Origin of the sequence: Lentzea aerocolonigenes, assembly GCF_000955955.1 — a bacterium.
GTDB lineage: Bacteria > Actinomycetota > Actinomycetes > Mycobacteriales > Pseudonocardiaceae > Lentzea > Lentzea aerocolonigenes_A.
In genome coordinates, this window is record NZ_JYJG01000084.1 from 13,570 (window position 1) to 37,716 (window position 24,147).

At 68.5% G+C, this 24,147-nt stretch carries 28 protein-coding genes and 1 tRNA gene; 20 read left to right on the top strand and 9 right to left on the bottom strand.

Going from position 1 to position 24,147, the window contains the following annotated elements; genetic code table 11:
* Nucleotides 1-47: 47 nt before the first annotated feature.
* Both UK23_RS13885 and UK23_RS13890 read right to left on the bottom strand, forming a co-directional pair.
* Complete coding sequence (locus tag UK23_RS13885) at nucleotides 48-356, bottom strand: FmdB family zinc ribbon protein (RefSeq protein WP_045311901.1); 309 nt, start codon at nucleotides 354-356, stop codon at nucleotides 48-50.
* 94 nt (nucleotides 357-450) lie between these two features.
* Nucleotides 451-1,011 (bottom strand): 5-formyltetrahydrofolate cyclo-ligase, encoded by a 561-nt coding sequence (locus UK23_RS13890; protein WP_045311902.1) that lies wholly within the window; start codon nucleotides 1,009-1,011, stop codon nucleotides 451-453.
* Nucleotides 1,012-1,049: 38 nt separating this feature from the next.
* Between UK23_RS13890 and UK23_RS13895 the strand changes: the two genes are divergently transcribed.
* From UK23_RS13895 to UK23_RS13970, 17 genes are all read left to right on the top strand, one after another.
* On the top strand, nucleotides 1,050-1,934 hold the full coding sequence (locus UK23_RS13895) for a UTP--glucose-1-phosphate uridylyltransferase (protein WP_156213089.1): 885 nt from the start codon (nucleotides 1,050-1,052) through the stop codon (nucleotides 1,932-1,934).
* Between the two features lie 17 nt (nucleotides 1,935-1,951).
* Entirely contained in the window at nucleotides 1,952-3,175 is a 1,224-nt protein-coding gene (gene glp, locus UK23_RS13900) for a gephyrin-like molybdotransferase Glp (RefSeq protein WP_045311904.1), read from the top strand.
* Complete coding sequence (locus tag UK23_RS13905; protein ID WP_045311905.1) at nucleotides 3,172-3,825, top strand: GNAT family N-acetyltransferase; 654 nt, start codon at nucleotides 3,172-3,174, stop codon at nucleotides 3,823-3,825. The genes glp and UK23_RS13905 overlap by 4 nt, the downstream gene beginning before the upstream one ends.
* A gap of 155 nt (nucleotides 3,826-3,980) precedes the next feature.
* Nucleotides 3,981-4,697, top strand: a complete 717-nt coding sequence (glpR, locus tag UK23_RS13910) for a gephyrin-like molybdotransferase receptor GlpR (protein ID WP_045311906.1) — start codon at nucleotides 3,981-3,983, stop codon at nucleotides 4,695-4,697.
* A gap of 57 nt (nucleotides 4,698-4,754) precedes the next feature.
* A tRNA-Ala gene (locus UK23_RS13915) sits at nucleotides 4,755-4,827 on the top strand.
* 58 nt (nucleotides 4,828-4,885) lie between these two features.
* Nucleotides 4,886-5,479: an SMI1/KNR4 family protein gene (locus tag UK23_RS13920; RefSeq protein ID WP_082114638.1), complete on the top strand. Its 594-nt coding sequence runs from the start codon at nucleotides 4,886-4,888 to the stop codon at nucleotides 5,477-5,479.
* 176 nt (nucleotides 5,480-5,655) lie between these two features.
* Entirely contained in the window at nucleotides 5,656-6,642 is a 987-nt protein-coding gene (locus UK23_RS13925; RefSeq protein WP_045311908.1) for a hypothetical protein, read from the top strand.
* A gap of 78 nt (nucleotides 6,643-6,720) precedes the next feature.
* Nucleotides 6,721-7,461 (top strand): hypothetical protein, encoded by a 741-nt coding sequence (locus UK23_RS13930; RefSeq protein WP_156213090.1) that lies wholly within the window; start codon nucleotides 6,721-6,723, stop codon nucleotides 7,459-7,461.
* Between the two features lie 92 nt (nucleotides 7,462-7,553).
* The gene (locus UK23_RS13935) at nucleotides 7,554-7,943 is read left to right on the top strand and encodes a cupin domain-containing protein (RefSeq protein WP_045311910.1); all 390 of its coding nucleotides are present in this window, start codon (nucleotides 7,554-7,556) and stop codon (nucleotides 7,941-7,943) included.
* A 76-nt stretch (nucleotides 7,944-8,019) separates the two neighbouring features.
* On the top strand, nucleotides 8,020-8,367 hold the full coding sequence (locus tag UK23_RS13940) for a hypothetical protein (protein ID WP_045311911.1): 348 nt from the start codon (nucleotides 8,020-8,022) through the stop codon (nucleotides 8,365-8,367).
* Between the two features lie 132 nt (nucleotides 8,368-8,499).
* Nucleotides 8,500-9,000 (top strand): peroxidase family protein, encoded by a 501-nt coding sequence (locus tag UK23_RS48610; protein ID WP_082114639.1) that lies wholly within the window; start codon nucleotides 8,500-8,502, stop codon nucleotides 8,998-9,000.
* 123 nt (nucleotides 9,001-9,123) lie between these two features.
* Nucleotides 9,124-10,284, top strand: coding sequence for a peroxidase family protein (locus UK23_RS13945; RefSeq protein WP_052684648.1), 1,161 nt, complete (start codon nucleotides 9,124-9,126; stop codon nucleotides 10,282-10,284).
* Between the two features lie 72 nt (nucleotides 10,285-10,356).
* Complete coding sequence (locus UK23_RS13950) at nucleotides 10,357-10,881, top strand: hypothetical protein (protein WP_156213091.1); 525 nt, start codon at nucleotides 10,357-10,359, stop codon at nucleotides 10,879-10,881.
* Nucleotides 10,882-10,901: 20 nt separating this feature from the next.
* A complete protein-coding gene (locus UK23_RS13955; protein WP_045311913.1) occupies nucleotides 10,902-11,738 on the top strand; it encodes a hypothetical protein in 837 nt (278 codons plus the stop codon).
* A gap of 58 nt (nucleotides 11,739-11,796) precedes the next feature.
* Entirely contained in the window at nucleotides 11,797-12,060 is a 264-nt protein-coding gene (locus tag UK23_RS13960; RefSeq protein ID WP_045311914.1) for a hypothetical protein, read from the top strand.
* Nucleotides 12,057-12,599 (top strand): hypothetical protein, encoded by a 543-nt coding sequence (locus UK23_RS13965; RefSeq protein WP_045311915.1) that lies wholly within the window; start codon nucleotides 12,057-12,059, stop codon nucleotides 12,597-12,599. Before UK23_RS13960 ends, UK23_RS13965 begins: the two co-directional genes overlap by 4 nt.
* A gap of 159 nt (nucleotides 12,600-12,758) precedes the next feature.
* On the top strand, nucleotides 12,759-14,762 hold the full coding sequence (locus tag UK23_RS13970; protein ID WP_231114503.1) for a serine/threonine-protein kinase: 2,004 nt from the start codon (nucleotides 12,759-12,761) through the stop codon (nucleotides 14,760-14,762).
* Between the two features lie 143 nt (nucleotides 14,763-14,905).
* On the opposite strand, the gene UK23_RS13975 is transcribed toward UK23_RS13970, so the two are convergent.
* Nucleotides 14,906-15,496 carry a hypothetical protein gene (locus UK23_RS13975; RefSeq protein ID WP_045311916.1) on the bottom strand — a complete coding sequence of 197 codons (591 nt, stop codon included), beginning with the start codon at nucleotides 15,494-15,496 and terminating at the stop codon, nucleotides 14,906-14,908.
* A 64-nt stretch (nucleotides 15,497-15,560) separates the two neighbouring features.
* Here UK23_RS13975 and UK23_RS13980 point away from each other — a divergent pair, with 64 nt between their 5' ends.
* Entirely contained in the window at nucleotides 15,561-16,082 is a 522-nt protein-coding gene (locus UK23_RS13980; protein WP_196777729.1) for an RNA polymerase sigma factor, read from the top strand.
* Nucleotides 16,072-16,731 carry a hypothetical protein gene (locus UK23_RS13985; RefSeq protein ID WP_052684649.1) on the top strand — a complete coding sequence of 220 codons (660 nt, stop codon included), beginning with the start codon at nucleotides 16,072-16,074 and terminating at the stop codon, nucleotides 16,729-16,731. Before UK23_RS13980 ends, UK23_RS13985 begins: the two co-directional genes overlap by 11 nt.
* Here UK23_RS13985 and UK23_RS13990 read toward each other — a convergent pair.
* Together UK23_RS13990 and UK23_RS13995 are read right to left on the bottom strand one after the other, a co-directional pair.
* Nucleotides 16,728-18,842 carry an acyltransferase family protein gene (locus UK23_RS13990; RefSeq protein ID WP_052684650.1) on the bottom strand — a complete coding sequence of 705 codons (2,115 nt, stop codon included), beginning with the start codon at nucleotides 18,840-18,842 and terminating at the stop codon, nucleotides 16,728-16,730. The two genes, UK23_RS13985 and UK23_RS13990, sit on opposite strands and share 4 nt — an antisense overlap.
* Nucleotides 18,843-18,993: 151 nt before the next feature.
* Nucleotides 18,994-20,556, bottom strand: a complete 1,563-nt coding sequence (locus tag UK23_RS13995; protein ID WP_045311918.1) for a dolichyl-phosphate-mannose--protein mannosyltransferase — start codon at nucleotides 20,554-20,556, stop codon at nucleotides 18,994-18,996.
* Between UK23_RS13995 and rsmI the strand changes: the two genes are divergently transcribed.
* On the top strand, nucleotides 20,557-21,402 hold the full coding sequence (gene rsmI / locus UK23_RS14000; RefSeq protein WP_045311919.1) for a 16S rRNA (cytidine(1402)-2'-O)-methyltransferase: 846 nt from the start codon (nucleotides 20,557-20,559) through the stop codon (nucleotides 21,400-21,402).
* Here rsmI and UK23_RS14005 read toward each other — a convergent pair.
* From UK23_RS14005 to UK23_RS14020, 4 genes are read right to left on the bottom strand one after another with little or no spacing between them, the layout of a single operon-like run.
* Nucleotides 21,394-22,107 carry an ABC transporter permease gene (locus UK23_RS14005; RefSeq protein WP_045311920.1) on the bottom strand — a complete coding sequence of 238 codons (714 nt, stop codon included), beginning with the start codon at nucleotides 22,105-22,107 and terminating at the stop codon, nucleotides 21,394-21,396. The two genes, rsmI and UK23_RS14005, sit on opposite strands and share 9 nt — an antisense overlap.
* Nucleotides 22,097-23,029, bottom strand: coding sequence for a daunorubicin resistance protein DrrA family ABC transporter ATP-binding protein (locus UK23_RS14010; RefSeq protein WP_045311921.1), 933 nt, complete (start codon nucleotides 23,027-23,029; stop codon nucleotides 22,097-22,099). The genes UK23_RS14005 and UK23_RS14010 overlap by 11 nt, the downstream gene beginning before the upstream one ends.
* A 58-nt stretch (nucleotides 23,030-23,087) precedes the next feature.
* The gene (locus UK23_RS14015; RefSeq protein ID WP_045311922.1) at nucleotides 23,088-23,639 is read right to left on the bottom strand and encodes a PadR family transcriptional regulator; all 552 of its coding nucleotides are present in this window, start codon (nucleotides 23,637-23,639) and stop codon (nucleotides 23,088-23,090) included.
* A gap of 55 nt (nucleotides 23,640-23,694) precedes the next feature.
* Complete coding sequence (locus UK23_RS14020) at nucleotides 23,695-24,069, bottom strand: RNA-guided endonuclease InsQ/TnpB family protein (protein ID WP_045311923.1); 375 nt, start codon at nucleotides 24,067-24,069, stop codon at nucleotides 23,695-23,697.
* Nucleotides 24,070-24,147 lie beyond the last annotated feature (78 nt).

Sequence of the window (24,147 nt, forward strand, 5' to 3'; positions counted from 1 at the left end):
GCATGTCAAAGGGGGCTCAGCCGCAAGTTGTGGACAACTCGCGATCTTCAGGACGCAGCTGCTGCCGGAGCGCTCGTCGAAGACTTCGAGTCCGACGAAGACGTCTTCTTCTCCGACGACTTCGAGTCCGACGACGCCGCGGGCGTGGACGAAGTGGTCGACGACGTGCTCTTGGTCGAGGACCGGCTGTCCGTGCGGTAGAAACCGCTGCCCTTGAAGACGACACCGACGGCGCCGAAGAGCTTGCGCAGCTTGCCCGAGCACTCGGGGCACTCGGTGAGCGAGGCGTCGCTGAACGACTGCACAGCCTCGAACCGGTGCTCACACGCGGTGCAGGCGTACTGGTACGTAGGCACTGGGTTTGCTCCTAGCTCTGGCACTCGACCGTTGTGAGTGCCAACACGATTTTCGCTCAAGTCCTTCCCGGAGTGCAAACACCCCAGGTCAAAGTCACAGCCACCGCAGGCCCACCGAGGGGGTCAAAACGCCGTTCATCAGCACGTCATGCGGCTCCGCGGGCACGTCGGCGAGCACTTCCGCATCCCGCACGACAGCCACCAACGGGGCTTTGACCAGCGGCAACGTCCGGTCGTAGTGGCCCTTGCCCTTCCCGAGCCGCACCCCGGACACCGACACCGCCAGCGCGGGCACCAGCACCAGCGAGGCTCCAGAGATCGCCGAGGCGCCGAGCCGCGGTCCGGTGGGTTCGAGCAGTCCCAGACCGGCCTGAGCGAGTGCTCCGGTGTGGACGGCCCAGTCGAGCGGCGCGTCCCCCGTCACGATCGGTAGCAGCACGCGGCAGCGCAGTCCGTCCAGCCACGACGCGTCACCGGGCTCCGACCCGACCGGCAGGAACGCGCACACAGTCTGATCAGGACGAACGTCCAGGGCGGCCACGTGCGCCGCCAGCGCCGCCGCCTCCACAGCGCGGTCCTCGGCGGAAACCGCACGGCGCGCGGCCTGCAACCGTGAACGCAGCGTGGCCTTACGATCACGAAGATCGGACGTCATGGTGGGTAACTCCCGGTATGTCGTTAGCATCGCTGCCCATGAGCAGCGCCTTCCACACCGCTATCGTGCCCGCGGCCGGCTTGGGCACCCGTTTCCTCCCCACGACCAAGGCCGTGCCGAAGGAGTTGCTGCCGCTGGTCGACACCCCGGCCATCGAGTACGTGGCCAGGGAAGCCGCAGAGGCAGGCGCGACGAAGCTGGTCATCGTGACCTCGCCGACCAAGGGGTCGGTCGCGAACTACTTCGACGAGAGCCCCGAGCTCGAGCAGTCGCTGGCCGCCAAGGGCAAGACCGACCTGGTCGAGAAGATCCAGCGCGCCCCGAAGCTGATCAAGGCCGAGACCGCCGTCCAGGAGCAGGCGCTGGGCCTCGGGCACGCCGTCGGGTGCGCCGAAGGCAACCTGACCGGCGACGACGAGGCCGTCGCGGTGCTGCTGCCGGACGACATCATCCTGCCCACCGACGCCCTCAAGAAGATGGCGAAGGTCCGTGAGGAGAAGGGCGGCAGTGTCCTGCTGGCGTTCGACATCCCGCGCGAGCAGATCTCCGCGTACGGCGTGTTCGACGTCCGCGACACCGGCAACGACGACGTCAAGCAGGTCGTCGGCATGGTCGAGAAGCCGAAGCCGGAGGACGCGCCGTCGACGTTCGCCGCCGCCGGGCGCTACCTGCTCGACCGGGCCATCTTCGACGCGCTCAAGCGCATCACCCCTGGTGCGGGCGGTGAGCTGCAGCTCACGGACGCCATCGCGCTGCTGATCGCGGAGGGTCACCCCGTGCACGTCGTGGTCCACCGCGGCGGGCGACACGACCTCGGCAATCCCGCCGGATTCCTGCGGGCTGCGGTTGACTTCGCACTCAAGACCCCGGAGTACGGACCCGATCTGCGCGAGTGGTTGCGGGAACGCCTCGACAACTCCTGAGCGCTAGGACCAATCACATGAGGTCAGTGGACGAGCAGCTCGCTCGGGTGATCGCGGCCGCGGTGCGGCCCGCACCCGTGCGGGTGGCGATCTCGGAGTCGCAGGGCCTGCTCTGCGCCGAGGAGGTCGTGGCGGAACGCGCGTTGCCCGGCTTCGACCAGGCCGCCGTGGACGGCTACGCCGTGCGCAGCGTCGACGTGTCCGGCGCGAACGCGAGCCCCGTGCAGCTACCGGTCGTGGGCGAGATCCCGGCCGGCTCCCGGCAGCCCCGCCGCCTGCAGCCCGGCCAGGCCGTGCGGGTCGCGACCGGTGCGCCGCTGCCCACGCTGGCCGACGCGGTCGTGCCGGTCGGCTACACCGACGGCCACCACGCCAAGGTGACGGTCAACCGCAGCGTGCCGTCCGCCGGGTTCGTCCGCCGCACCGGTGAGGACGTGCAGACGGGTGACGTCGCAGTGCGTCGTGGCGCGTCCATCGGTGCAGCTCAGGTGGGTCTGCTGGCCGCTGTCGGCCGCAACAAAGTGCTCGTCCACCCGCGTCCGCGAGTCTCCGTGATCTCGCTCGGCGAGGAGCTCGTCGACGTCGACCGCACGCCCGGCCAGGGGCAGGTCTACGACGTGAACTCGTACGCGCTGTCCGCCGCCGCCCGCGACGCGGGAGCCGAGGTCAGCCGGGTCGGCATCATGTCCGCCGACCCGCGCCGGCTGCGCGAGGTCGTCGAAGGCCGGCTGCTGCTCTCCGAGATCGTCGTCATCGCCGGTGGGGTGGGCGGCGCGATCGGTGACGAGGTCAAGGCGGCGCTGGCCGACCTCGGTGACATGGACGTCACCCGCATCGCCATGCACCCCGGCTCCGCGCAGGGCTTCGGGCGACTCGGCCCGGACGCCGTGCCGACGTTCCTGCTGCCGGCGAACCCGATGAGCGCTCTGGTCGTGTTCGAGGTGCTGGTCAGGCCGCTGATCAGGGCTGCGCTGGGCAAGAAGAACCCGTACCGCCGGGCCGTCAGCGCCCGGCTGCTGTCGCCGCTGCAGTCGACGAAGGGCCGGCGCGGCTTCCTGCGCGGGCAGCTGCTGCGCGACGCGGACAACGGCGAGTACCTGGTGCAGCCGCTCGGCACGTCCGGTGCCCACCTGCTCGCCTCACTGGCCGAGGCCAACTGCCTCATCATGGTCGACGAGGACGTCACGGAGGTCTCGGTCGGCGAAGAGGTGCTGGTCAGCTTCCTAGCGCAGCGTGGATGAGCGTTTTCGCGGATCTCGGCAGGCACCCCGGCTGGCCCGCCCGGCTGGGGCCCATCGAGGTGCGTGCGGGAACCGTCGAACTGCGTGGTCCCCGGCTCTTCGACGGCTCGAAGTGGTCGCGCCAGCGCATCCGTGACCGCGACTACCTCGAACAATGGGAGCCCACAGCCGCTGAGGGCTGGGAGGAGCGCAACGCGACGCTCTCCTGGCCCGCCCAGTGGTCGTCGCTGCGTGCGATGGCCCGGCGCGGCACCACGCTGCCGTTCATGATCCTGGTCAACGGCGAGGTCGCCGGCCAGATCACCGTCGGCAACATCGTGCGCGGCTCGTTGCTCTCGGCCTGGATCGGCTACTGGGTAGCCGCTGATCGGGCGGGCGGCGGCGTCGCAACGGCGGCCGTGGCGTTGCTCACGGATCACGCCTTCCGCGACGCTGGTCTGCACCGGCTCGAAGCGACTGTCCGTCCAGAGAACGCCGCCTCACTTCGCGTGCTGGCCAAATCCGGCTACCGCGAGGAAGGCCTCTTCAAGCGTTATCTGGATGTTGCCGGCCAGTGGCGTGACCACCTCTGCTTCGCGCTCACCTCCGAAGAAGTCCCGGATGGCCTAGTGCGCCGTTTGGTCGCACGCGGAGAGGCCCGTCTTCCCTGACGTTCGCGTCCGTTCGTCCTAATCGCTTCACCCAAAAGTGGGTGATACACCACACTTTGGTACGCACCGAGTTCGGCGAGCCTCCGACACAGGTGTGACTGTTGTGACTAGCGTGGTGAAAGCACCACGCGTGGGCCGGGGGAGGTGAACGGGGAATGCCGAGTTCGCTGATCATCGTTGCGCTGGTCGTGGCGTGGCTCGTGGTCCTCGTCCCCATGATGGCCCGCAAGCGCCAGGAGAGTGCGCGCAGCGTGGGGGAGGAGTACGACGCCATGCCAGACGCCGAGTACGACGACATCCACGACATCGACGACGACTACTTCGACGAGGAGGAGTACGTCGAGCGCCCGTTCCGGCGCGGCCGCGGTGGCTACGACCCCGAGACCGCCGCCCTGGTGGCGCAGGCCAAGTACGCGTTCCGGCGCCGGGTCGTCGCGTTCCTGCTGTTCGCCGCCATCGCTTCCGGCGTCGTGGCAGGCGTGTTCTACCCGATGCTCTGGTACGGCCACGCGGGAGTCGACCTCCTGCTCGTGGGCTACCTGACCTACCTGCGCCGGCAGGTGCGGATCGAGGAGGAGATCCGCGCACGCCGGCTCGCCCGCCTGCAGCAGGTGCGCCGCCGCCGTGCGACGGGCCCGCAGGTGCAGCAGGCCGACGAGATTCCCGCGCCCGCGCCGGCTCCGGCCGTCGAGGAGATCGAGACCACGCAGGTCGAGATCGTCGACGAGAGGCCGGCGCTGCCGCCGTTGCCGCGCTTCGAGTACCAGGTGCGTCCGGGCACGATCCCGGTCGACTCCGACGACGAGGACCCGGTGTTCGTCGAGTTAGAGGGACTGGAGTCGCTGCGGTACCGAGGTGCTGTGGGGGCCTAGAGGGGGTGGTGAAAACACCCCCTCTAGGACTGCTATAGTTCTCTCGTAACACCGCAAGGGGCTGTAGCACAGTTGGTAGCGCGTCTCGTTCGCATCGAGAAGGTCAGGGGTTCGATTCCCCTCAGCTCCACAAACACATTGCACGACTGCAAGGGCCTCGCTGTCCGTCGGCCTGAAACACTGTCGGCGTGAGCCAGGAAATCCGGCAGTCGTGCAATCGCATCGGGGCGTGGTTGCGGGCACACACCCGAGAAGAGCATCGGCCCAGGCCTGCCGCTGACCAGACGTCCGTCGACCGGGTCGAGCGTGACGTTGGTGTGGCGTTTCCGGCGGACCTCGTGGCGCTTTGGCGGCAGGACGGGATCGACGCGGGCTGGTGGTTGCCGCCTGAATGCGGGTTCGCCCTGGAAGAGCCGGACGAGGCGCTGGCCACCTGGGCGATCCTCTTGCAGGTGGCCGAAGAGGAGGACCCCGACGATCCGATGTGGCCCGACCGGTTCACACCGGATCTGTTCCCGATCGCCATGAACAGCGGTGGGGACAGCCTGGTCGTCGACCTCCGGCCAGGAGAGCACCGCGGCGCCGTCCACTTCTGGGATCACGAGGAGTGGGGACTGGATGAGCCGTTGTGGCCCGGTGTGGGTGCGATGCTCGCCGACATCGCTGATGCCCTCGAAGCCGGAGGCCCCGCGCTGACGTGGCATGCGGCTCGCGGCGGACGGCAGCGGCCTTGTGCTCCGATCGTCAATCACCAGAACGAGTTCGAGGGATGGCAGTCCTGACCCGGAGGTCGGATGCGAACCACACGAAACGGTGACGCGCCTGCGCACACTCGGCGAACGCGAGAAGAAAACGGTTGTCTGAGGGAACCAGACCCAGTCCATTTCCCTCTTATCGATGCGCCGAGTCCACACGGCACGGTCGCGCCTCCTGTTCGCCCGCTGCAGAAAGCCGTTCCATGCGCATCTCGCTCGCCGTGATCACCATCGCCCTGCTCGCCGCCGGTTGCGGCGGTTCCGGTCAGGAGAACAAGCCTGCCGCCGAGAACCAGCCGACCGAAACCTCGTCGTCGGCCTCGGACATGCCGAAGAACCTCCTCGTCGGCGACTGGAAGGAGAGCGCGGGTCAGTCGGACAAGGTCCAGGAGACACTGTCCAAGGCGGGCTTCGACTGTTCCCGCGCCGACATGGACTACGTGGACCTGCGCATGTGCGTGAAGTCCGTGCCGCCGCCCAGCGCGGAGAAGGCGGGCTCCAGCATCCGGATGAAGTTCCTCGCCGACGGCAAGGGCACCGTTGTGCGCGCCGCGATCGACGGCGCCGACAAGGAAGGCTCGATGCGCAGCGCGGCGCTCAAGGCGTTGCTGCCCGAGCAGGACGTGGCCGTGGTGCAGGCGGGCGGTCAGACGCTCACCTGGGGCACCATGAAGGAGCAGCAGGACACCGTGCACCTCGTCGTCAAGGGCGGCGAACAGGCTGCGGACGTGCTGAACCCGATCAGCTTCAACACCACCAAGGAGCAGGCGCTGCCGAAGATGCAGGCCGGCGGCTTCAAGTGCGAGTTCAAGGCGCCGATCGGCTCGACGCAGCAGACCAGCCTCGAGTGCAACATGTTCGGCGGCGGGTTCGAGGACATCCAGCGCAGCGCGTCGCTGGCCGACGCGGGCAACGGGTTGAGCGCCATCACCATCAAGGCGTGGCAGGGCAAGACGACCGACCAGAACATCGCTGCGCTCAAGTCCATGGTCAAGCCCGCGTTCGAGGTGAGCGACGACCTGAAGGACATCAAGGCGTACGTGGAGAAGAACCTCGACGGCAAGGAGCACTCCGCCTACGTCGGCAAGTTCATCGTGACGATCCAGATCTCCAAGAGCCTGATGCTCGGCGACTCGGCGGCGGTCAACGTGACGCACGAGACGAACGACTTCGGCGCAACGAAGAAGTAGTCGCTCACCGGTTCTCTCCGTGTGGAGGTCCTGTGAAAACGGCTTCGGCGGAGACGTCGTCACGGATACCTTGTGCGCGTGAACAACCTTGGGGGATTCAAAGCGGTAGTCGTCGTGGCGGCGGTGGCACTTGCCGCCGTCAGCTGCTCGACTGGCGCACAACAGCAACCGGCCGCGCAGGAGAAGCACTTCGACGTCACGGGTTTCGGCAAGCTCAAGCCGGGCATGTCCCGGCAGGACGCGCTCGCCACCGGTGACCTCGCGGCCACGGGTGCGGGCAAGTCAGGCAACTGCGAGGACTTCCGGTACCAGGGCGCGCCGGCGCCGGACGCGGCCGAGCTGGCCGCGGACGCCGACGTTGAACAGAAGCTCTCGGCGGCGCAGAAGGCCGCGGACGACGCGGAAGCCGCCGTCGGTCCCGCACCGGGGGCGAACGCGGGCGCCGCGGACTACGCGGCCCACGCGGAGAAGCTCGCGGCGTCGGCGGAACTGAGTGCCAAGGCGACCGAGCTGATCGCGGAGTCCACGCAGCGGATCGCCAAGCGGGCCGAGGCGCGTGAGGCCAACGGTGGCGTGTTGTTCGCCGGCGACAAGATCCGGATGATCGTGCCGCCGCCGGGCGTCACGGCTGCCAACAACGTCGGCAAGGGTGCCACCATCGACCAGGTCAAGGCGGCCTACCCGAACGGCAAGGACGCGGACGACAAGGGCTACGACGTGCCGGTGCCGGACCAGCAGGGTGTCGTGCTGAGCTTCCACTTCACCGACGGCAAGCTCGACGTGTTCATGCTGTTCAACGGCGCGGCGAAGTGCAGTTGACCTGAGCGACCGGGGGCCGTCCACGTAATGTGGGCGGCCCCTTCGCCTATATACCGGCCGTAAGCCCGTTCGGCTCCCGAAAGGCTGTGCCCATGAGCGACGCGCCGCAGGACAAGGTCACCGTCCTGTCCGCCGAAGCGCTTGCCCAGTTGAAGTCGTTCCCGCTGCACGGCGACGAACGGCTGCTGAACAAGTTGCTGTGGAAGTCTCCCAACGGCGACACGATCGTCGGGCTCATCCAGATGGCACCGGGTGCGCGCGACGTCGGCCACAACCACCCGTCGGCGACGCAGCACACGTGGGTCATCGACGGCACGGTCAGCATCGGTGGTGTCGAGGCGAGTGCGGGTTCGTACGCGTTCGTGCCGCCCGGTGTCGACCACGAGACCGTTGCCGGTGACGAGCCTGTCACGATGTTCTACATCTACCAGCCGTTCGCGCCCGAGCACGACCACGACCACCACGACCAGCACGACCACTGAGCTACGTCCAGCTGCGTAGCCGGGATACCGGTCGAGGCTGACGACCTGCCGGTGTGACCGGAGCACGCTTCGTCGCATGAACAAGATTGCGGCGAACGTGACGGCGTCGGCGTTGCTGGTGGCGACGGCCGGTGTCGTGGTGCAGATCGTGTCAGGAGTGGACTTCCCGCCGGTACCGCCTGTTTTCTTCATCCAGCTGATACCGGCGGCGTTCGTCTACTTCGGACGGTGGAGGTGGGCGGCCGTGCTGGCGGCCGTCGCGGGCCTGTTCCTCATCGGCGGTTTGTTCGCGAGCGGGGAAGCCGGGCGTCTCGCCGACACCGGCCTGCCCGGTGGTGTGGGCGGCTCGATCGGGCTGTGGGTGCAGATGGTCGCGGTGGTCGTCGCGGCGGTGTCGGCGGTCGTGGCGCTGGTGCGGCGATGATCGCGGTCTTCCGCGTCGTGCTCGGGTCTGTCGTCTTGCTGTCGAATCTTCTTTCACGGTCCCGACAGGTCTCCCGATGACAACCCGTTCAGCGCACGAAAGGTGGACCGGTTCTCGCCATCATCGAATGCCATGCGGTTTTTGCGTAGGTCAGTGGCATTGGTGGCGATCGGAGCGCTGCTCGGAAGTGGGGCGGCGCAAGCAGATGCGGGTTGGTTCGAAATCCAGGGTCTCGACGGGCGCGGCAACAACCGCGCCCATCCCGACTGGGGGACCGTGGGCGAGGCGTACTCCCGTCTCGCTCCCGCGAGATATGCGGACGGCGTCGGGCAACCGGTTGCCGGGCCGAACGCGCGGTGCGTCAGCAACAGGATCTTCGCGGACGGCAGGCAGAACTTCCTGTCCGACCGCGGTGTCAGCCAGTGGGCGCAGGTGTGGGCGCAGTTCATGGACCACACGTTCGGCTTGCGCGAGGACACCGCAACGGACGCCTCGATCCCGTGGGACAACGACGCGCCGATGGAGCACGTGCGCAACGACCTCGGCTCGATTCCCATGCGGCGCAGCGGTGTCGTGGACGGGGTGTCGCCGCACGAGCAGAAGAACATCGTCAGCTCCTACCTCGACGGATGAGCGATCTACGGCGGCACGCAGGAACGGCTGAACTGGCTGCGGGACGGCGCGAAGTTGTTGCTGCCCAACAACATGTAGCCCAGGCGGCAGGCGCGCGGCGGCGACGGGACGGACGCGCCGGTCATGACCGGGCCGTTCGGGGCGATCAACACCGGCACCGGCGTCGTCGCGGGTGACATGCGGGCCAACGAGAACGCCACGATCACCGCGGTGCAGACGCTGTTCGCCCGTGAGCACAACAGGATCGTCGACAGGCTGCCCTCGCACCTGTCCGACAAGGAGAAGTTCCAGATCGCGCGCAAGGTCGTGAGCGCAGAGCAGCAGTGGATCACCTACCACGAGTTCCTGCCCGCGATGGGCGTGCGACTGGCGCCGTACCGCGGTTACCGGCCGGACGTGCGGACCAGTCTCGCCAACGAGTTCGCGACCGTCGGCTACCGCTCGCACAGCATGGTGCGCGGTGACTTCAAGGTGGTCACCCAGCTCTCCCGCTACACCCAGCAGCAGCTGGACACGTTGCGCGCCAGGGGAATGAGCATCACGATCACCGGCTCCCAGGTCGAGATCGGGATTCCGCCGCGCCTGCTGCCGTTCAACCCGGACCTGGTCGACCAGGTGCAGATCGGCCCGCTGCTGCAGAGCTTCGGCCTCCAGCCCGAGAACCGCAACGACGAGGTCGTGGACGAGGACACGTTGCGCAGCATCGTCTTCCTCATCCCCGGCTGCGTGCCGCGCTGCCTGACCGCGGTGATCGACGTGGCCGCGCTCGACGTCGAACGCGGCCGCGACCACGGCATCGCCGCCTACAACGACCTGCGCCGTACGTACGGACTCGCACCGAAGCCCTCGTTCCGCGCGATCTCCGGCGAAACCACCGAGACCTTCCCTGCCGACCCCGAGCTCACGCCGGGCGACGAGATCAACGACCCGGACAGCCTCGACTACGTGCGTCCGGGAGTCCGCCGCACCACCACAGCGGCGCGTCTCAAGGCCATCTACGGTGACGTTTCCGGGCTCGACGCGGTCGTCGGCATGATGGCCGAGCCGCGCCTGCCCGGAAGCGAGTTCGGCGAGCTCCAACACGCGATCTGGAAGCGGCAGTTCGAGGCCCTGCACGACGGCGACAGGTTCTTCTACGCCAACGACCCGGCCCTGCGCGTGATCAAGGCCCGCTACGGCATCGACTACCGCCGGCCGCTCGGCGACGTCATCGCCGCCAACACCGACATCCAGCGCGCTGACCTGGCGTACGACGTGTTCCGCGCTCACCCATCTGTGGGGTGAAGTTCGGTGAGGAAAGCGGCGGCCACCAATAACTTCCTCTGCGTGAGATCAGTGGCCGCCGCGTTATTACTCGTGGCCGTCACCTCCGGCGGAGCAGCGGCCTCGACCGCCGCCCCGACCGCGAGGTGCGCGGCCGCCCGTCCCGTAGTGACCTCGACCGAGACAGCAGTAGAAGCGCGCGTTCTCACCGGCTGCACGGCCGGTGAGCTCGTCGTGTTCCGCGCCGCCTTCGTGGCCCGCGCCCACGGCACCTCGTGCACCGCGATCTCCTCCGAGCTCGAAACCGACCCGGCCCCCGTCCCCCAGTGGATCCGCGCCCGCCTGGAACTGGTCTGCGCGCCCGGTGCGAAGGGCCTGCTCGGCTCACAGGTCACCGTGGAGATGGACGGCACCCAGGCCACCCGCGTCGCCACGTACGGCTTCGGCGACACCTTCCACGAGCCGAACCCGTCCGCGCACCACCTGTGGACCGTCGAGTACCTCGCTGGCCTCGGTGATCTGCCGGTGGCGGCGGACCCGGCGGTCAGATCGTCGAGCGGGTCGGCTGGGGAGGGCGGCTCGCGGGTGCAGGCGGACCACCAGGTCTACGACGGCTGACCCTGCGGCATGATCTGCCGATGCGTCCCGATGTCTTCGTGGTCTGGGCACACACCAGTCCCGGTTGGGACGCTGCCCGCACGCAGGCGTGGCGGGACACCGTGCACCGGTTCACCCTGCTCCTGCACGACCTCGGCGCGGACGGGGACGTCGACCTCTACCACGAGCACGAACCCGTCGACTGGTCGACGTTGTGCCTGCAGCGCATGGAGGACGCGGACCGGATCGTGGTGGCGGTGTCGGCCGGCTGGAAGCTGGCGTTCCCCGGTCGCAACCCGCAGAGCCGCGGTGCCGAGTACGAGTGCAGGTACCTGCGCGGACTGCTCATGGACCACCCGGACGTGTTCGAGCGCAAGGTGATCCTCGTGGTGCTGCCCGGCGCCACGAGAGCCGACATCCCGCTTTCGCTGGCGTGCATGCAGCGTTACGAGGTCGATCCGGCCGTGCCCGGTTCCGCGCAGGGACTCAAGCACCGGCTGTTCGACCAGCCCAAGTACGTCAAGCCGGTGCTGCCCGTGCCACGGCTGCGAGAGCTCGCGCGGGCCGGTGCGCCCGAGGTCGTCGCCGAGCTGTTGAACACCACCGTCTACCTGCCCGATCCCTGCCGGCCGGGGCTGGTGGCCACCGAGGTCGACGGACACGAGCAGTCGGTGCTCGTCTTCACCGGCGTCGACCGGCTCGCGGCCTACCGCAAGCTCAAGAACCTCCCGTGGGACGACCGGTGGCTCGAGGTCGGGGGTGCCGAGCTGCTGCCGCTCGTGGCACCGCTCGGGGTCGGCGTGGTGATCGACGCGGGGGCCGCGCTGGACGAGACGGTGTTCGTCTCCGCCGCCGAAATCCGCGTGCTGCTCGCCTGAGGTCCCTGTATCGTTCTTCACCAAACTTCTGGCACGCCGAACCTCTGGAGAGTGTGCTGTGAACGGGTTCGCCGTCGACCCCGCGGAGCTGCGGGCGCTGGCACGGCCGTTGGTGCGGGTCGCAGGGGACGTGGCGGACCTGTCCGGTCACCCCGAGGGGCAGGTGGACCCGGCTCGCGGTGAGCTGTTCGCCGCTCTCACCAGGTTCCGCGCCGCCGCTGACCACGCGACGGACGTGCTGGTGCGCGACGTCGGCGAGACCGATGCCCGGCTCGCCGACACCGCACGGCACTACGAAGAGGCGGACGTCTTCCCGGCGTGAGCCTCTCCGCCGACTTCCACTCCCTGCGGAACGTCCAGGAGTGGCTGCAGCGAATGCGCGACGAATGCGCATCCGCGGGGACCGCCTACGCCAAGGCGACGCCGTCCGGATGGACAGGTCCCGCGAGCACGGCGTTCGACGAGTACCGGCATCGCGCCCGGATGCGGTGGTTCGACGTGTCGGACGCGTTCGGCTCGGCGCACGACGCCGTGGAGACCTACCTGTACACGCGGGTCGAGGTCGACCGCCTGGTGGACTTCGCGGACCCGGCCCTGGCCGACCGGCTGCGGCGGCAGCTCGCCGACGAGGAACGCCTCGCCGTCATCACCGTCGACAGGGCGACGGAAGAGCTGTGGCACGTGCGGTCGGAGCTGCCCGAAAGGGTCGAGGCGGTGCTCGTACCGCCGCCAGTGCCACCGCCGGTACCGCCACGCCGGCCGTCCCCGGCGGAGGACTTCATGAACCGTCCGCACGTCGAAACCGTGCTGACGACGTACGCGATCGCCGCGCGGTACCCGAGCTGGCAGCGCCACCGCTGAGCCTCGCTCAACAGGACCGCGCACGGATGCGTTGTATGTGCCAACAGGCCGATTGCGTGGCGAGACGGAGGTACAACGCAGTGATCATGCAACAGGTTGCTGTGGCGTCAACCGCAGACCAATTACGCACCGTAGGCTGTCGGGACGCCTAGGCTGGGGGTGATCGCGGAAGGGGTGGTGTGGGTCGTGGGGCTCGCGGAGTCCTTGCTCACGTGGCTGCACGGCTTCGTGGGCGCGAGTGTCTGCCCCGGTGACTGGGTGTGGACCACCACAGCGCTCGGCGCGGTTCTCGGGTTGTTCCCCACGGTCGGGGCGCTGCTGTCCATCGCGGTGCGCCGGATCGTCGGCAACTCCTACGGGCCGTTGACGGGTGCCATCTTCACCGTGCTCGGCGTCACCAGCTGTCTGGTGCTGCCGTGGCTGATCATGCGCGGCACCGTGCAGGGGCTGTCCAGGCGGGCCATCAGCGGCTCGGGCTCGCTCGACGAGGCCACCTGCTTCGGGCAGTTCTCCCAGGGCAGCTATCTGGTCGACGGGGCTCCGTCGATCGTCGGCGTGGTCCAGCGGCCGGGCCAGCCCGTGTTCCTGGTGGTCGCCTGCATCACCGTCGTGCTGGCGCTGTTGTGCCTGCTGTTCGTGATGCTGCAGTCCGGGTCGGCGTTCCGGCTCGGGCCGAACTGGCCGCGCCGGGTGTTCTGGCCGATGTTCGTGGTACTGCTGGTGACGACGTCGTCCTTCCCGGTGACGTTGGTGGGCCATGTGCTGCTGGGCTTTCTGCCGATTGCGGTAATCGGCTCAATCGTCGTGCGGATTTTCGGGTTGACTACCGCCATGCTGAACCGCCCCGGCCGCGACCGGTCTCAGGACCGGAACTCGCAGAACCCGCCGCCACCGCAGCCGGTGGCGCGCACGCCGCAGCCCCAGAACAACCAGTTGCCGCAGGGTCAGCCGCAGAAGAAGGCGCCGACCAAGCCGATCACGGCCGCGCAGCACCAGCCGCCCCCACATCAGCCGGCCCAGCACCAGCCCTCGCAACACGGCCAGAACCCGCCGCCGTACCAGCCGGCGCAGGTGCCGAAGTACCAGCCGGCGCCGATGAACCGGCCGATGCGCCCGGTCGGGCCGCCTCCCGGTCAGTACCCGCCAACCCGCGTCGCCGAGGTGCTGCCGCAGCCCAAGCCTCCGCAGCCTTCCCAGCCTGCCGTCCTCGCCGACACGCCGGGCCCGCTGCCGTTCGGTCCCGGTGCCGCTTCCGCCGACGCGCCCGCGCCGGTGCAGAAGTCGGGCAAGGTCTGGAACCCTGGCAACGGCAGGTTCCGCCGCGTCCGCCAGCTCGGCTCCGGCGGGTTCGGCACGGTGTGGCTGGCCGTCGACGAGCAGCTCGACCGCACCGTCGCGGTGAAGCTCGCGCACGCCCCGGACAACGAGACCGAGGCGCGCATGCTCCGCGAGGCCCGCGCGCTGGCCGCGGTCCGGCACCCCAACTGCGTGCGGGTGTTCGACATCGTCCAGGACCCGGACGGCCTCGCCCTGGTCATGGAGTACATCGAGGGCGCCTCGCTGTCCGAGACCGTGCTGAAGAACGGTCTGATCGACGACAAGCTGGCCGCCCGGCTGTGGCTGAACATGGCCGACGCACTGGCCGCCGCCCACGACCGCGGCGTTTTACACCGCGACGTGAAGCCGTCCAACGTGATCGTCGACGGCCAGGGCACCGCGCACCTGATCGACTTCGGTATCGCCCGCTCCAAGGGCGACAGCACCCTGACCGCCACCGGCATGATGGTCGGCACCCCGGACTTCCTCGCCCCGGAAACAGCTCGCGGCGAGACGGCGTCCCCGGCGTCGGACTCCTGGCAGCTGGCCGCCACGGTGTCCTACGCCCTGACCGGCCACCCGCCGCGCGGCTCCCGCGAGAACCCGATCTCCTCGCTGATGGCCGCAGCCCAGGGCGAACCGATCACCAAGCTGCCGCAGAACAGCGCGCACGCCCGTCTGCTGCTCGCGGCGATGGACCCGGAACCGGGCCGCCGTCCGACGCTGGCCCAGGTGCGCGGGCAGCTGTCCGGGTTCCTCGACCAGCAGGGGATGAGCAAGGAAGGTCCGGTCACGCGGATCATCAGCAAGCCGTCTCCACCGCCCACGAAGCACATGCCGATGTAGGCGAACCGGGTGAACGTCGTACCGGTCCGTAACGGTGGTTCACCGTTCAACGACCTAGGTCGTGGTTCACCCGGAAAGCCTCGGCATCGCAGGGATGCCTCGCGAGGAGTGGAGAGGCGGTTTCCGCCGATCGCCTCTCCACTTCACCTTCGCCCAACCGGCCGCAACCTCTTGCGCAGCACCACGAACAGTCCCGCTGCGGCCACCACCACGAGCCCGACGAGCCACACCGGTGCGGGCGAGGGCTCAGGTTCGGAAGGCACGACCGCCGCAGCCGGAGCGACAGCGGGCTTGGCGAGCGGCGGCGCGATCTCCTGCCACGGCCACGGTTCGGTCGAGCCAGGCATGACCAGCTGCGGGTCCGGCGGTGTGATCTGGAACGTGCCCGGCACGGTCAGCGTCCCCAGCGGATGGTCCTGGAACATCCCCTGCACGCCGAAGACCTCGTACGAGCCCGCGGGCAGGGTGAACGTCACGGCGTAGTGCGCGGGCTGGCCGAGCGGCACGCCGACGAACTCGTGAGAGTCCGCACCGGAAACGAACCGCAGCCCCGTCTTGCCGAGATCGCCGCTGAACGGATGGGTGCCGTGCTGCAGCACCCAGTAGCCGGCGGTGTGAGTGGTGGACGGCTGGATCGACGGCACCGGGTCCAGGTACGTGACCGCCCAGCCGCCCGCGACGGCGGAAGGTGCGCTGAGAAGCAGGAAGGCGCAGATCAAGGCGAAAATCCTCATGCGGGAGTTACACCGGGAACCAAGCCGGGGTTCCCGGTGTAGGAAGGGCATCACGGACGACGCGGTGGCACGGGCGATCGCAGGTGACCAGGCGGCCTACGGCGAGCTGGTCACCCGGTACACCGCGCTCGCGCACCGGACGGCGTACCTGCTCGGGGCGGGTGCGGACGCCGGTGACGTGGTGCAGGAGGCGTTCGTGAAGGCGTACCGGAAGCTCGGCACGTTCAGGCAGGACGCCGACTTCAAGCCGTGGCTGCTGAAGATCGTCGCCAACGAGACCAAGAACCTCCATCGCGGCAGACGGCGCCGCAACCTGATGGAGCTGAAGATGGCCACCATCACGGAGACCGTCGACCACGACGACCCCGGGACGCTGGTCGACGACTCCCGCACCAAGCTCCTGCAGGCCGTGCAGAGCCTGCCCGAGCACGACCGCCAGGTCGTCACGTGCCGCTACCTGCTCGACCTCAGCGAGGCCGAGACCGCGCAGACCCTCAACGTGGCCAAGGGAACGGTGAAGTCACGGCTGTCCCGCGCGCTGGCCAAGCTGCGTCCGATGCTGGAGGAGGTGGCCCATGAGCGATAACGACGTCGAGGCCGCCCTCCGCGACCTCGGCCGGCAGATCCACGTGCCGGAACCGCCGGACGTCACGGCCCGGGTCCTCACGAAGATCAATGCACCAGAACGCCGAAACCGTTGGCTCGCAGCACTTGTGGCGGCCGTGACGGCGTTCGCGATCGCCTTCGCGGTGTCCCCGGCCGTGCGCGCGGGCGTACAGCACCTCCTGGAGTTCGCCGGCGTCGAGTTCCGCACCGAGCCGCCGGCATCGGTCGCACCACCGCTGCCCAGCCAGGAGGTCTCGCTCGACGAGGCCCGCAAGCAGCTGCCGTTCGAGATCTACCTGCCACCGCAGCTCGGCCAGCCCGACCAGATCACTGTCCACGAGGGACGGTTCGTCACGCTGCACTACAAGGACATCAGGCTCGACCAGTTCGACGGGACCATCCAGTCCACCGCCGGCAAGCTGATCCACGACGAGGGCGTCGAGCAGATCGGCGACAAGGTCTGGATCCCGTACCCGCACGTCTTCTTCTACATCGACCGCAACGGCCAGTGGCACGACGAGGAACCGCAGGGTGCCGGGAAGACCCTGCTCTGGCAACGAGGTCAGGTCACCATGAGGCTCGAGGGTGACCTGACCAAGGAGAAAGCCCTGGAGATCAGCGAGGGCTAACCCAGTGCCTTCGCGATCATCGGTGCCAGGCTGCGGCTGAACTCGCTGTTGAGGTGGTCGGGGTCGAAGTAGACCACCACGTTGCCGATCACCGAGTAGCACTGCTTCTCGTCGCAGAAGTAGTCGCTCAGGTCGATCACGGACACCCCGGGGTTGCGAGCCGTGCGAGCGACCTCGACCGACGGGTCGGTGGGCTGGGCCTTGTCCCGCCCGACGGCGCAGTCCTCCGGCTTGGTCGGGTTGAGGTTGACGCACTCGGAGTTGCGGACCTCACCGTTGAACGGCGGGTCGGCGAGCACGACCACGCGGGCACCCGCGTCCGTCCACTTGCGCCACCTCGGCTCCAGACCCGCGCGGTACTGCTCGACCTGGCTGCGGCCGCTCTTGTCGTCCGCGGTCTCCCGGCGCGAGAAGAACGACGTCAGGACCAGCGACGGCTTGTCCTCGGCGATCGTGTCGGTCAGCTTCCCGCTCCAGCTCGAACAGTGCTTGACCTCCTTCTCGGTGGTGGCCTTGCCGCGGAACTCGGAGACCCGGACGTCCGCCATCGGGCACGCGCCGAGGAAGTCCGCCTTGACCACCCACTTGCGTTCACGGGCGATCTCGAAGACCGCGGGCTGCCACTGCTGGGCGTGCGAGTCGCCCACCAGCCACACCTTCTCGGCAGCGGCGGAACCGCCGGAGAAGTCGCAGACCGCCACCGCGTGCTTGTCCTCGCCGACGGTGTAGTCCTTGTTCGCGCACTCGGGTGCGAGTCGCCAGTACTCGTTGGCGGGGCCCATCGCGGTCACGCGGGCCGGGCCGTACGGAGTGGGGCAGCCGTTGGAACCGACCATGGCACCGGCGCCGTTGCACGGGGTGTTCAGGCCCGCGGCCACGTCCCGCTCCGCCTGCGCGACATGGCGTCCGTAGGTCCACTGGAGACCCGTGGCCAGCACCGCGACGACCGCGACACCCGCCACCATGCCGGCGAACGTCAGGCCGGTGCTGCGGGTCAGCGGGCCCCACGACATGCCGCGGTCCTCGACCAGCGTCTTCGACAACCAGGCGAGCACCAGCGACAGCGCGAGCAGGCCCAGCAGCCACGGCGTGGTGAGCTCGCCCTTGTCCAGCAGGCCGCTCAGCGCGAACGGCGCGAGCAGCACGACCGGCCAGTGCCACAGGTACAGCGAGTAGCTGACGTTGCCCACGAACTGCACGGGCCACGACGCGGTCACCACCGTGTGCCACTGCCTGCCGGGACGCAGGCCGGAGATGATCACCAGGCCGGTGCCGGCCGCCGGGATCAGGGCGAGGTAGCCGGGGAACGGCGTGTGGTGGTCGTAGACGAACGCCGTCGCGATGATCATCGCCAGGCCGGCGAACGCGGCCAGCCCCGCGGCCACGCGCGGCAGCACGAGCTTCGTCGAGGCCAGCGCCACGCCCGCCCCGATCGCGAACTCCCACACCCGGACCGGCGTGATGAAGTACGCCTGGCTCGGCGAGACGATCGTGTAGTAGACGCTCAGGCCGAGCGACAGCGCGCCGAGCACCGCGACGCCGGTCACGACCCAGCGGCGCCTGCCGATCTTGAACAGGCCCATCAGCAGCAGCGGCCAGAACAGGTAGAACTGCTCCTCGACCGAGAGCGACCAATAGTGCTGGACCAGGCTCGCGGCCTCGTTCTGCGCCGAGTAGTTCACCGACTTGCCCGCGAGCAGCCAGTTCTCCCAGTACGAGGCGGCGGCGAAGGACTCCCAGGCGTTGGCCGTCCAGCGCGGGTAGGGCAGCAGGAAGTAGGCCGCGGCGATGCTGAGGACGAGCACCAGGAACGCCGCGGGCAGCAGCCGCCGAACCCGCCGCGCGTAGAACCTGCCGAGCCGCACCCGGCTGGTGCGGACGATCTCGCGGTCGAGGTGCGAGGTGATGAGGAAGCCGGAGATGACGAAGAAGACGTCGACACCGACGTAGCCGCCGGTCAGCGCGTTGGGCCAGAAGTGGTTGACCACGACGGCGAGCACGGCGATCGCCCGTAACGCCTGGACGTCGGTGCGAAAGCCGGCACGCGAGGACTCACCGCTGCCGGGTCTCTCACTGCCGTGCTTCGGGCCTGCTTCGACGGTCGTGCTCATGGTTCCCCCAGATCGGCCAGCACGACTCAGGGCGAGATGTACCTCGATTTGGAGTCACTCGATCGTGCTGAAGATTGGGGGATGTTAGCTCATCGCTCCTGGTGGGGACGCTGCTGAGTGCCCTAACGCACCTGCGGCAAGCGGGCCAAGATCAGCGCCAGCTGGGCAGCCACAGCTCCTGCTGCCACATCTCCGGTGTGATCGGCACGCCGTTCAAGATCGGCCACAGCCACACGAAGTTCGCCACCACGATGCCGACGTACAGCGCCACGACGAGCAGACCCGTGCCGCGGCGTTCGGAACCGGCCGTGCGCCGCCCCAGGATCTCGCCCAGCGCCAGCACGATCATCAGCACCAGGAACGGCGCCATCGGCGTCGTGTAGAAGAAGTACATCTGGCGGTCGAGGTTGAGGAACCACGGCAGCAACCCGGCCAGGTACGCGACGAGCACGCCGGCGTAGCGCCAGTCCATCTTGCCGATGGTGCGGAAGAGCGCCCAGCCGATCACCGGGAACGCGAGCCACCACATCGCGGGCGTGCCGATCAGCATGATCGCGCCGACGCACGACGCCGCGCCGCAGCCGGTCACGCTGCTCTCGTAGTAGTAGAGCATCGGACGCAGGCCCATCGGCCACGTCCACGGCTTCGACTCCCACGGGTGCCGGTTGGTCGCCGAGGTGACCAGCTCGACGTGGAACTTGTAGACCGTCTTGGCGTTGTACCAAAGCCCTTGCAGGACATCCGGGATGTACGAGATGTCCTTGACCTTGCCGCCGACCACGTGCCGGTCGATGCCGGTCTCGCTCGCCATCCACGGGAACCAGGTCGCGACGTAGACCAGCACCGGAATCGCGACGAGACCGCCCAGCGACGGCAGCAGGTCCTTCGCGATCGCGCCGAGCCACGGCTCCTCGACACCGGCTGCCCGGCGCGCCAGGGCGGTCCAGACGACCGTCAGCAGCCCGAACGCGCCGATGTACCAGATGCCTGACCACTTCACGCCGCACGCGAGGCCGAGCGAGATGCCCGCACCGAAGCGCCACCAGCGGAAGCCCAGCCACGGCCCGAACGCCGAGTTGTTGACGAACCCCTCGCGCACGGCCACCGCTAGTCGTTCACGGACCTGTTCGCGGTCCACGACCAGACAGCCGAACGCGGCGACGACGAACAGCGCCAGGAAGATGTCGAGCATGCCCATCCGCGACTGGACGTGCGAGACGCCGTCCGCGATGAGCAGCACGCCGGCCAGCGCGCCCAGCAGGTCCGAGCGGGTCAGGCGGCGGGCGATCCGGACGATCAGCAGGATCGTGATCGCACCCGCCAACGCCGACGCGAACCGCCAGCCGATGCCGTCGTAGCCGAAGAGCTCCTGGCCGATCGCCATCAGCTGCTTGGCGAGCGGCGGGTGCACGATCAGCTCGTAGCCCGGGTTGTCCTCGTAGCCGCCGTTGCGCAGCACCTGTGCCGTCTGCGGCACGTAGTGCTTCTCGTCGAAGATCGGCGTGCCCTTGTCGGTCGGATACCCGAGGTTCCAGAACCGGACGACGGCGCCGATCAGCGTCACGACGATCGTGACGAGCCACCCGCGCATGCGGTCTCCGGACGGAGGCGGGTCGAGCGCTGCCGCACGATCCGTGCGTGGCTCCTCGACGACGACGGGCGCCTCTCCTGGCTGCACGAGGACTGTCACGCCGCCGATCGTAGGGTGAAGCATGTGAGTCCTGTATCCGGTTCAGGCCGTCTGGTTCTGGCCGCCACCCCGCTCGGCGACATCCGCGATGCTTCCCCACGCCTGGTCGAGGCCTTGGAGACAGCCGAGGTGATCGCCGCGGAGGACACCCGGCGGTTGCACAGTCTCGCGGCCGCGTTGCAGGTCAAACCGTCCGGACGGGTGATCAGCTTCTACGACCAGGTCGAGACCGCGCGGCTGCCGGGACTGCTCGAGGCGCTGCAGAACGGCCAGACCGTGCTGCTGGTGACCGATGCCGGAATGCCGTCCGTGTCCGATCCGGGTTACCGGCTGGTGGCCGCGTGTGTCGAGCAGGACCTCAAGGTCACCTGCCTGCCGGGGCCGTCCGCCGTGACGACCGCGCTCGCCGTGTCCGGCCTGCCGAGTGACAGGTTCGCGTTCGACGGCTTCCCGCCGCGCAAGTCCGGCGAGCGCAAGCGCTGGTTCGCGCCTTTGGCCACCGAGCAACGCACCGTCGTCTTCTTCGAGGCACCCCATCGGCTCGCGGACACGCTCGCGGACGCCGTCGAGGTGCTCGGACCGGACCGTTCCGCCGCCGTGTGCCGCGAGCTGACCAAGAAGTACGAAGAGGTCGTGCGGGGAACTCTCGCCGAGCTCGCCGAGTGGGCCGTGGAAGGCGCACGCGGCGAGATCACCGTCGTCCTCGGTCCGGCTCCTGCCGAGGAGAAGCCGGACATCGAGACCCTGGTCGCCGAGGTCAAGCAGCGCGTCGCCGACGGGGAGCGGATGAAGTCGGCCGCCGCCGAGGTCGCGGAGGCGGCCGGCATCAGCAAGAAGGCCCTCTACGACGCCGCGATCAAGTCAAGCTGACTCGCGGTTGAACGTCCGGACGCCGTAGAAGACGCCGACCAGCACCAACGCGGCCACCGATACCAGGCCGAACAGGAGCGAACCGGTGTTGAAGATTGAGCGTTCGGCGTCGACGACGTGCGCCAACGGGTTGACCCGAGACAACCAGTAGAGCCACTTCGGCCCGTTGGACATCGGCAGCAGCACGCCTGAGAGCAGCATCAACGGCACGATGGTCGACGACAGCACGGACGCGAAGACGTACTCCAGCTTCACCTTCAACGCGATCGCGTACGACACGGATCCGATGGCGACGCCGAGCAGCGCGACGAGTCCGAGCCCGAGCAGGATCTGTCCGGGAGACGCGCGGAAACCGAACAGCATCGCGGCGAGCATGATCAGCAGGCCCTGCACGACCAGCAGCACCACGTCCTTGCCGACCCTGCCGACGAGCAGCGCGACCCGGCTGACCGGCGTGACCCGCAGCCGTTCCATCACGCCCGCCCGCACCTCGGGCAGCAGCGAGAAGCCCGCGTAGGCCGTGCCGAACAACGCCATCTGCACCAGCAGACCCGGCACGAACCACTGCCAGCCGGTGTCGCCGAGCAGCGGCCCGAACAGGCCCAGGTACAGCAACGGCTGGGACAACCCGAAGATCACCGCGACGGGGTTGCGTACCACCGGCAGCATCACGCGGGCGAAGACGAGCCAGGTGTCACGCAACATTGCTCTCCTCCCGGAGTGAACGGCCGGTCATGGTCAGAAAGACGTCGTCCAAGGTCGGCCGGTGGACCTGGACGGAGTGCAGCTCGACGCCGATCTGGTCGAGGTCGCGCAGCAACGCGGGCAGCGCGCGGTCGCCGTCCGGGATGCGGAAGCTGACCTTCTCGCCGTCCACCACCGCGTTCTCGAACTTGGTGGCGACGAGCGAGGCCTGCGGTGTGCCGAGCACGACCAGGTCGCCGGAGACGCGGCTCTTCAGCTCGTCCGGTGAGCCCTCGCCGACGATCAGGCCGTGGTCGATCACCAGCAGCCGGTCGCTGAGGAAGTCGGCCTCGTCCAGGTAGTGCGTGGTCAGGAAGACCGTGACGCCGTCGGCCTTGAGCTGCTTGACGTGGTCCCACAGGTTGCGGCGGCTCTGCGGGTCGAGCGCGGTCGACGGCTCGTCCAGGAACAGCAGCCGCGGGCCGTGCAGCAGGCCCATCGCGATGTCGAGCCTGCGCTGCTGGCCGCCGGAGAGCGTGATGACGCCGCGCTTCTCCAGACCGGTGAGCTCGAACCGTTCGAGCAGCTCGGCGATCTTCCTGCGGGCGTCGTGCTTGGTGATGCCGTAGAAGCGGGCCTGGAACTCCAGCTCGTCCGCCACGCGCTGGTCGGCGCTCGCGCTGTTCTTCTGCCCGACGTACCCGATGTTGCGGCGCACCCCGGCCGGATCGGTCAGCAGGTCGTGCCCGGCGATGATCGCCTCGCCCGCCGTCGGTTCCAACAGCGTCGTGAGCATGCGCAGCGTCGTGGACTTGCCTGCGCCGTTCGGGCCCAGGAACCCGACGAGCTCCCCCTCGGCAACGTCGATGTCGACCCCTCGAACTGCTTCGACAGGGCCGAGCTTCGTCGTGAACCGGCGCGCGAGGCCGCGTGCCTTGATCATGACTGAATCCCCTCTAGTCAACTTTGACTAGAGGTTAGCGGGAACTAATCAAGTTTGACTAGTCCTTGAGCGCGTACTCGCCGGCCTCCAGGCGTTCGATCAGCTCGCCAGTCCAGCGCACTTGGCCTTCGAGGTGGACGAGCCACAGCCGGAACAGCTCGCTGACGTGCTGCGGCTTGCCCATCTCCGGCATCGAGGTGATGCCGTGCCGCGTCGGCGGGACCTGCCCTTCGAGCCCGGCCAGCCGGTTCTTCAGCAGCACGACCGCCTGCCTGCGGGGGACGAGGTTGATCATGGCCACGCCCGCGGAGACCTCGTCGTTGCCGGCGGTCGCGTCGCCCAGCGCGTGAGCGAGCAGGTCCTGGAGCTCGTGCTCACCGGCTGCGGTGATCTTGTAGGTGGTGCGGGCCGGACCTTCGCCGGACTCGGTGCCGACCGGTTCCAGCAGTCCGTCCTTGGCCAGCGACTTCAGCGCGTGGTAGATCGAGCCCGGCTGGACGTTCGCCCACTGGTCCGCCGCCCACGACTTCAGCTCGCGCCGCACCACGTAACCGTGTGCCTCGCCGACGAGCTTCACCACGCCGAGCACCAGCATCCTGGTCGCGGACAAACCGACCTCCCATGCATTGACTTCGAACCGTGCCTCGCGGCACGAGCTTCCTGTTTCACCGCGGACTGCGGCGAGCGGGACCTCGCCGTCTTACATCTGCTCCGCTCTGGCGGCCGGTGCGGCTTTTGAACCTGGGGTAGCGGGCGCGTGCCGCGAAGAAGTTCTGGAATGCCGTGTGCTGGTGCCGCAGCGTCTGCTGCAACGGCACTGACGACACCTCCGATAGGAACGCGAGATCCTCGGTGCGCTTCCACTCGGTCAGCTGGGCATCGGTCTGCTTGTACGAGGTGCGAGCGCCGTCGATCTGGTAGCGGCGTGAGCGCTCGTCCAGAGTCTTGTTCCAGACCAGGCGTACGCACCCGAAAGTGCGATTCAGCAACCTGGCCTGGTCGGACGTCGGGTAAGCCCGGCATTTGTACGCCGTTCGCACGGTGACAACGTACCGGGGAGCAGATCGCCAGACGGGAGGCCTTGGTAAACCGGCTGGCACCGCCTCCGTAGGCTATGT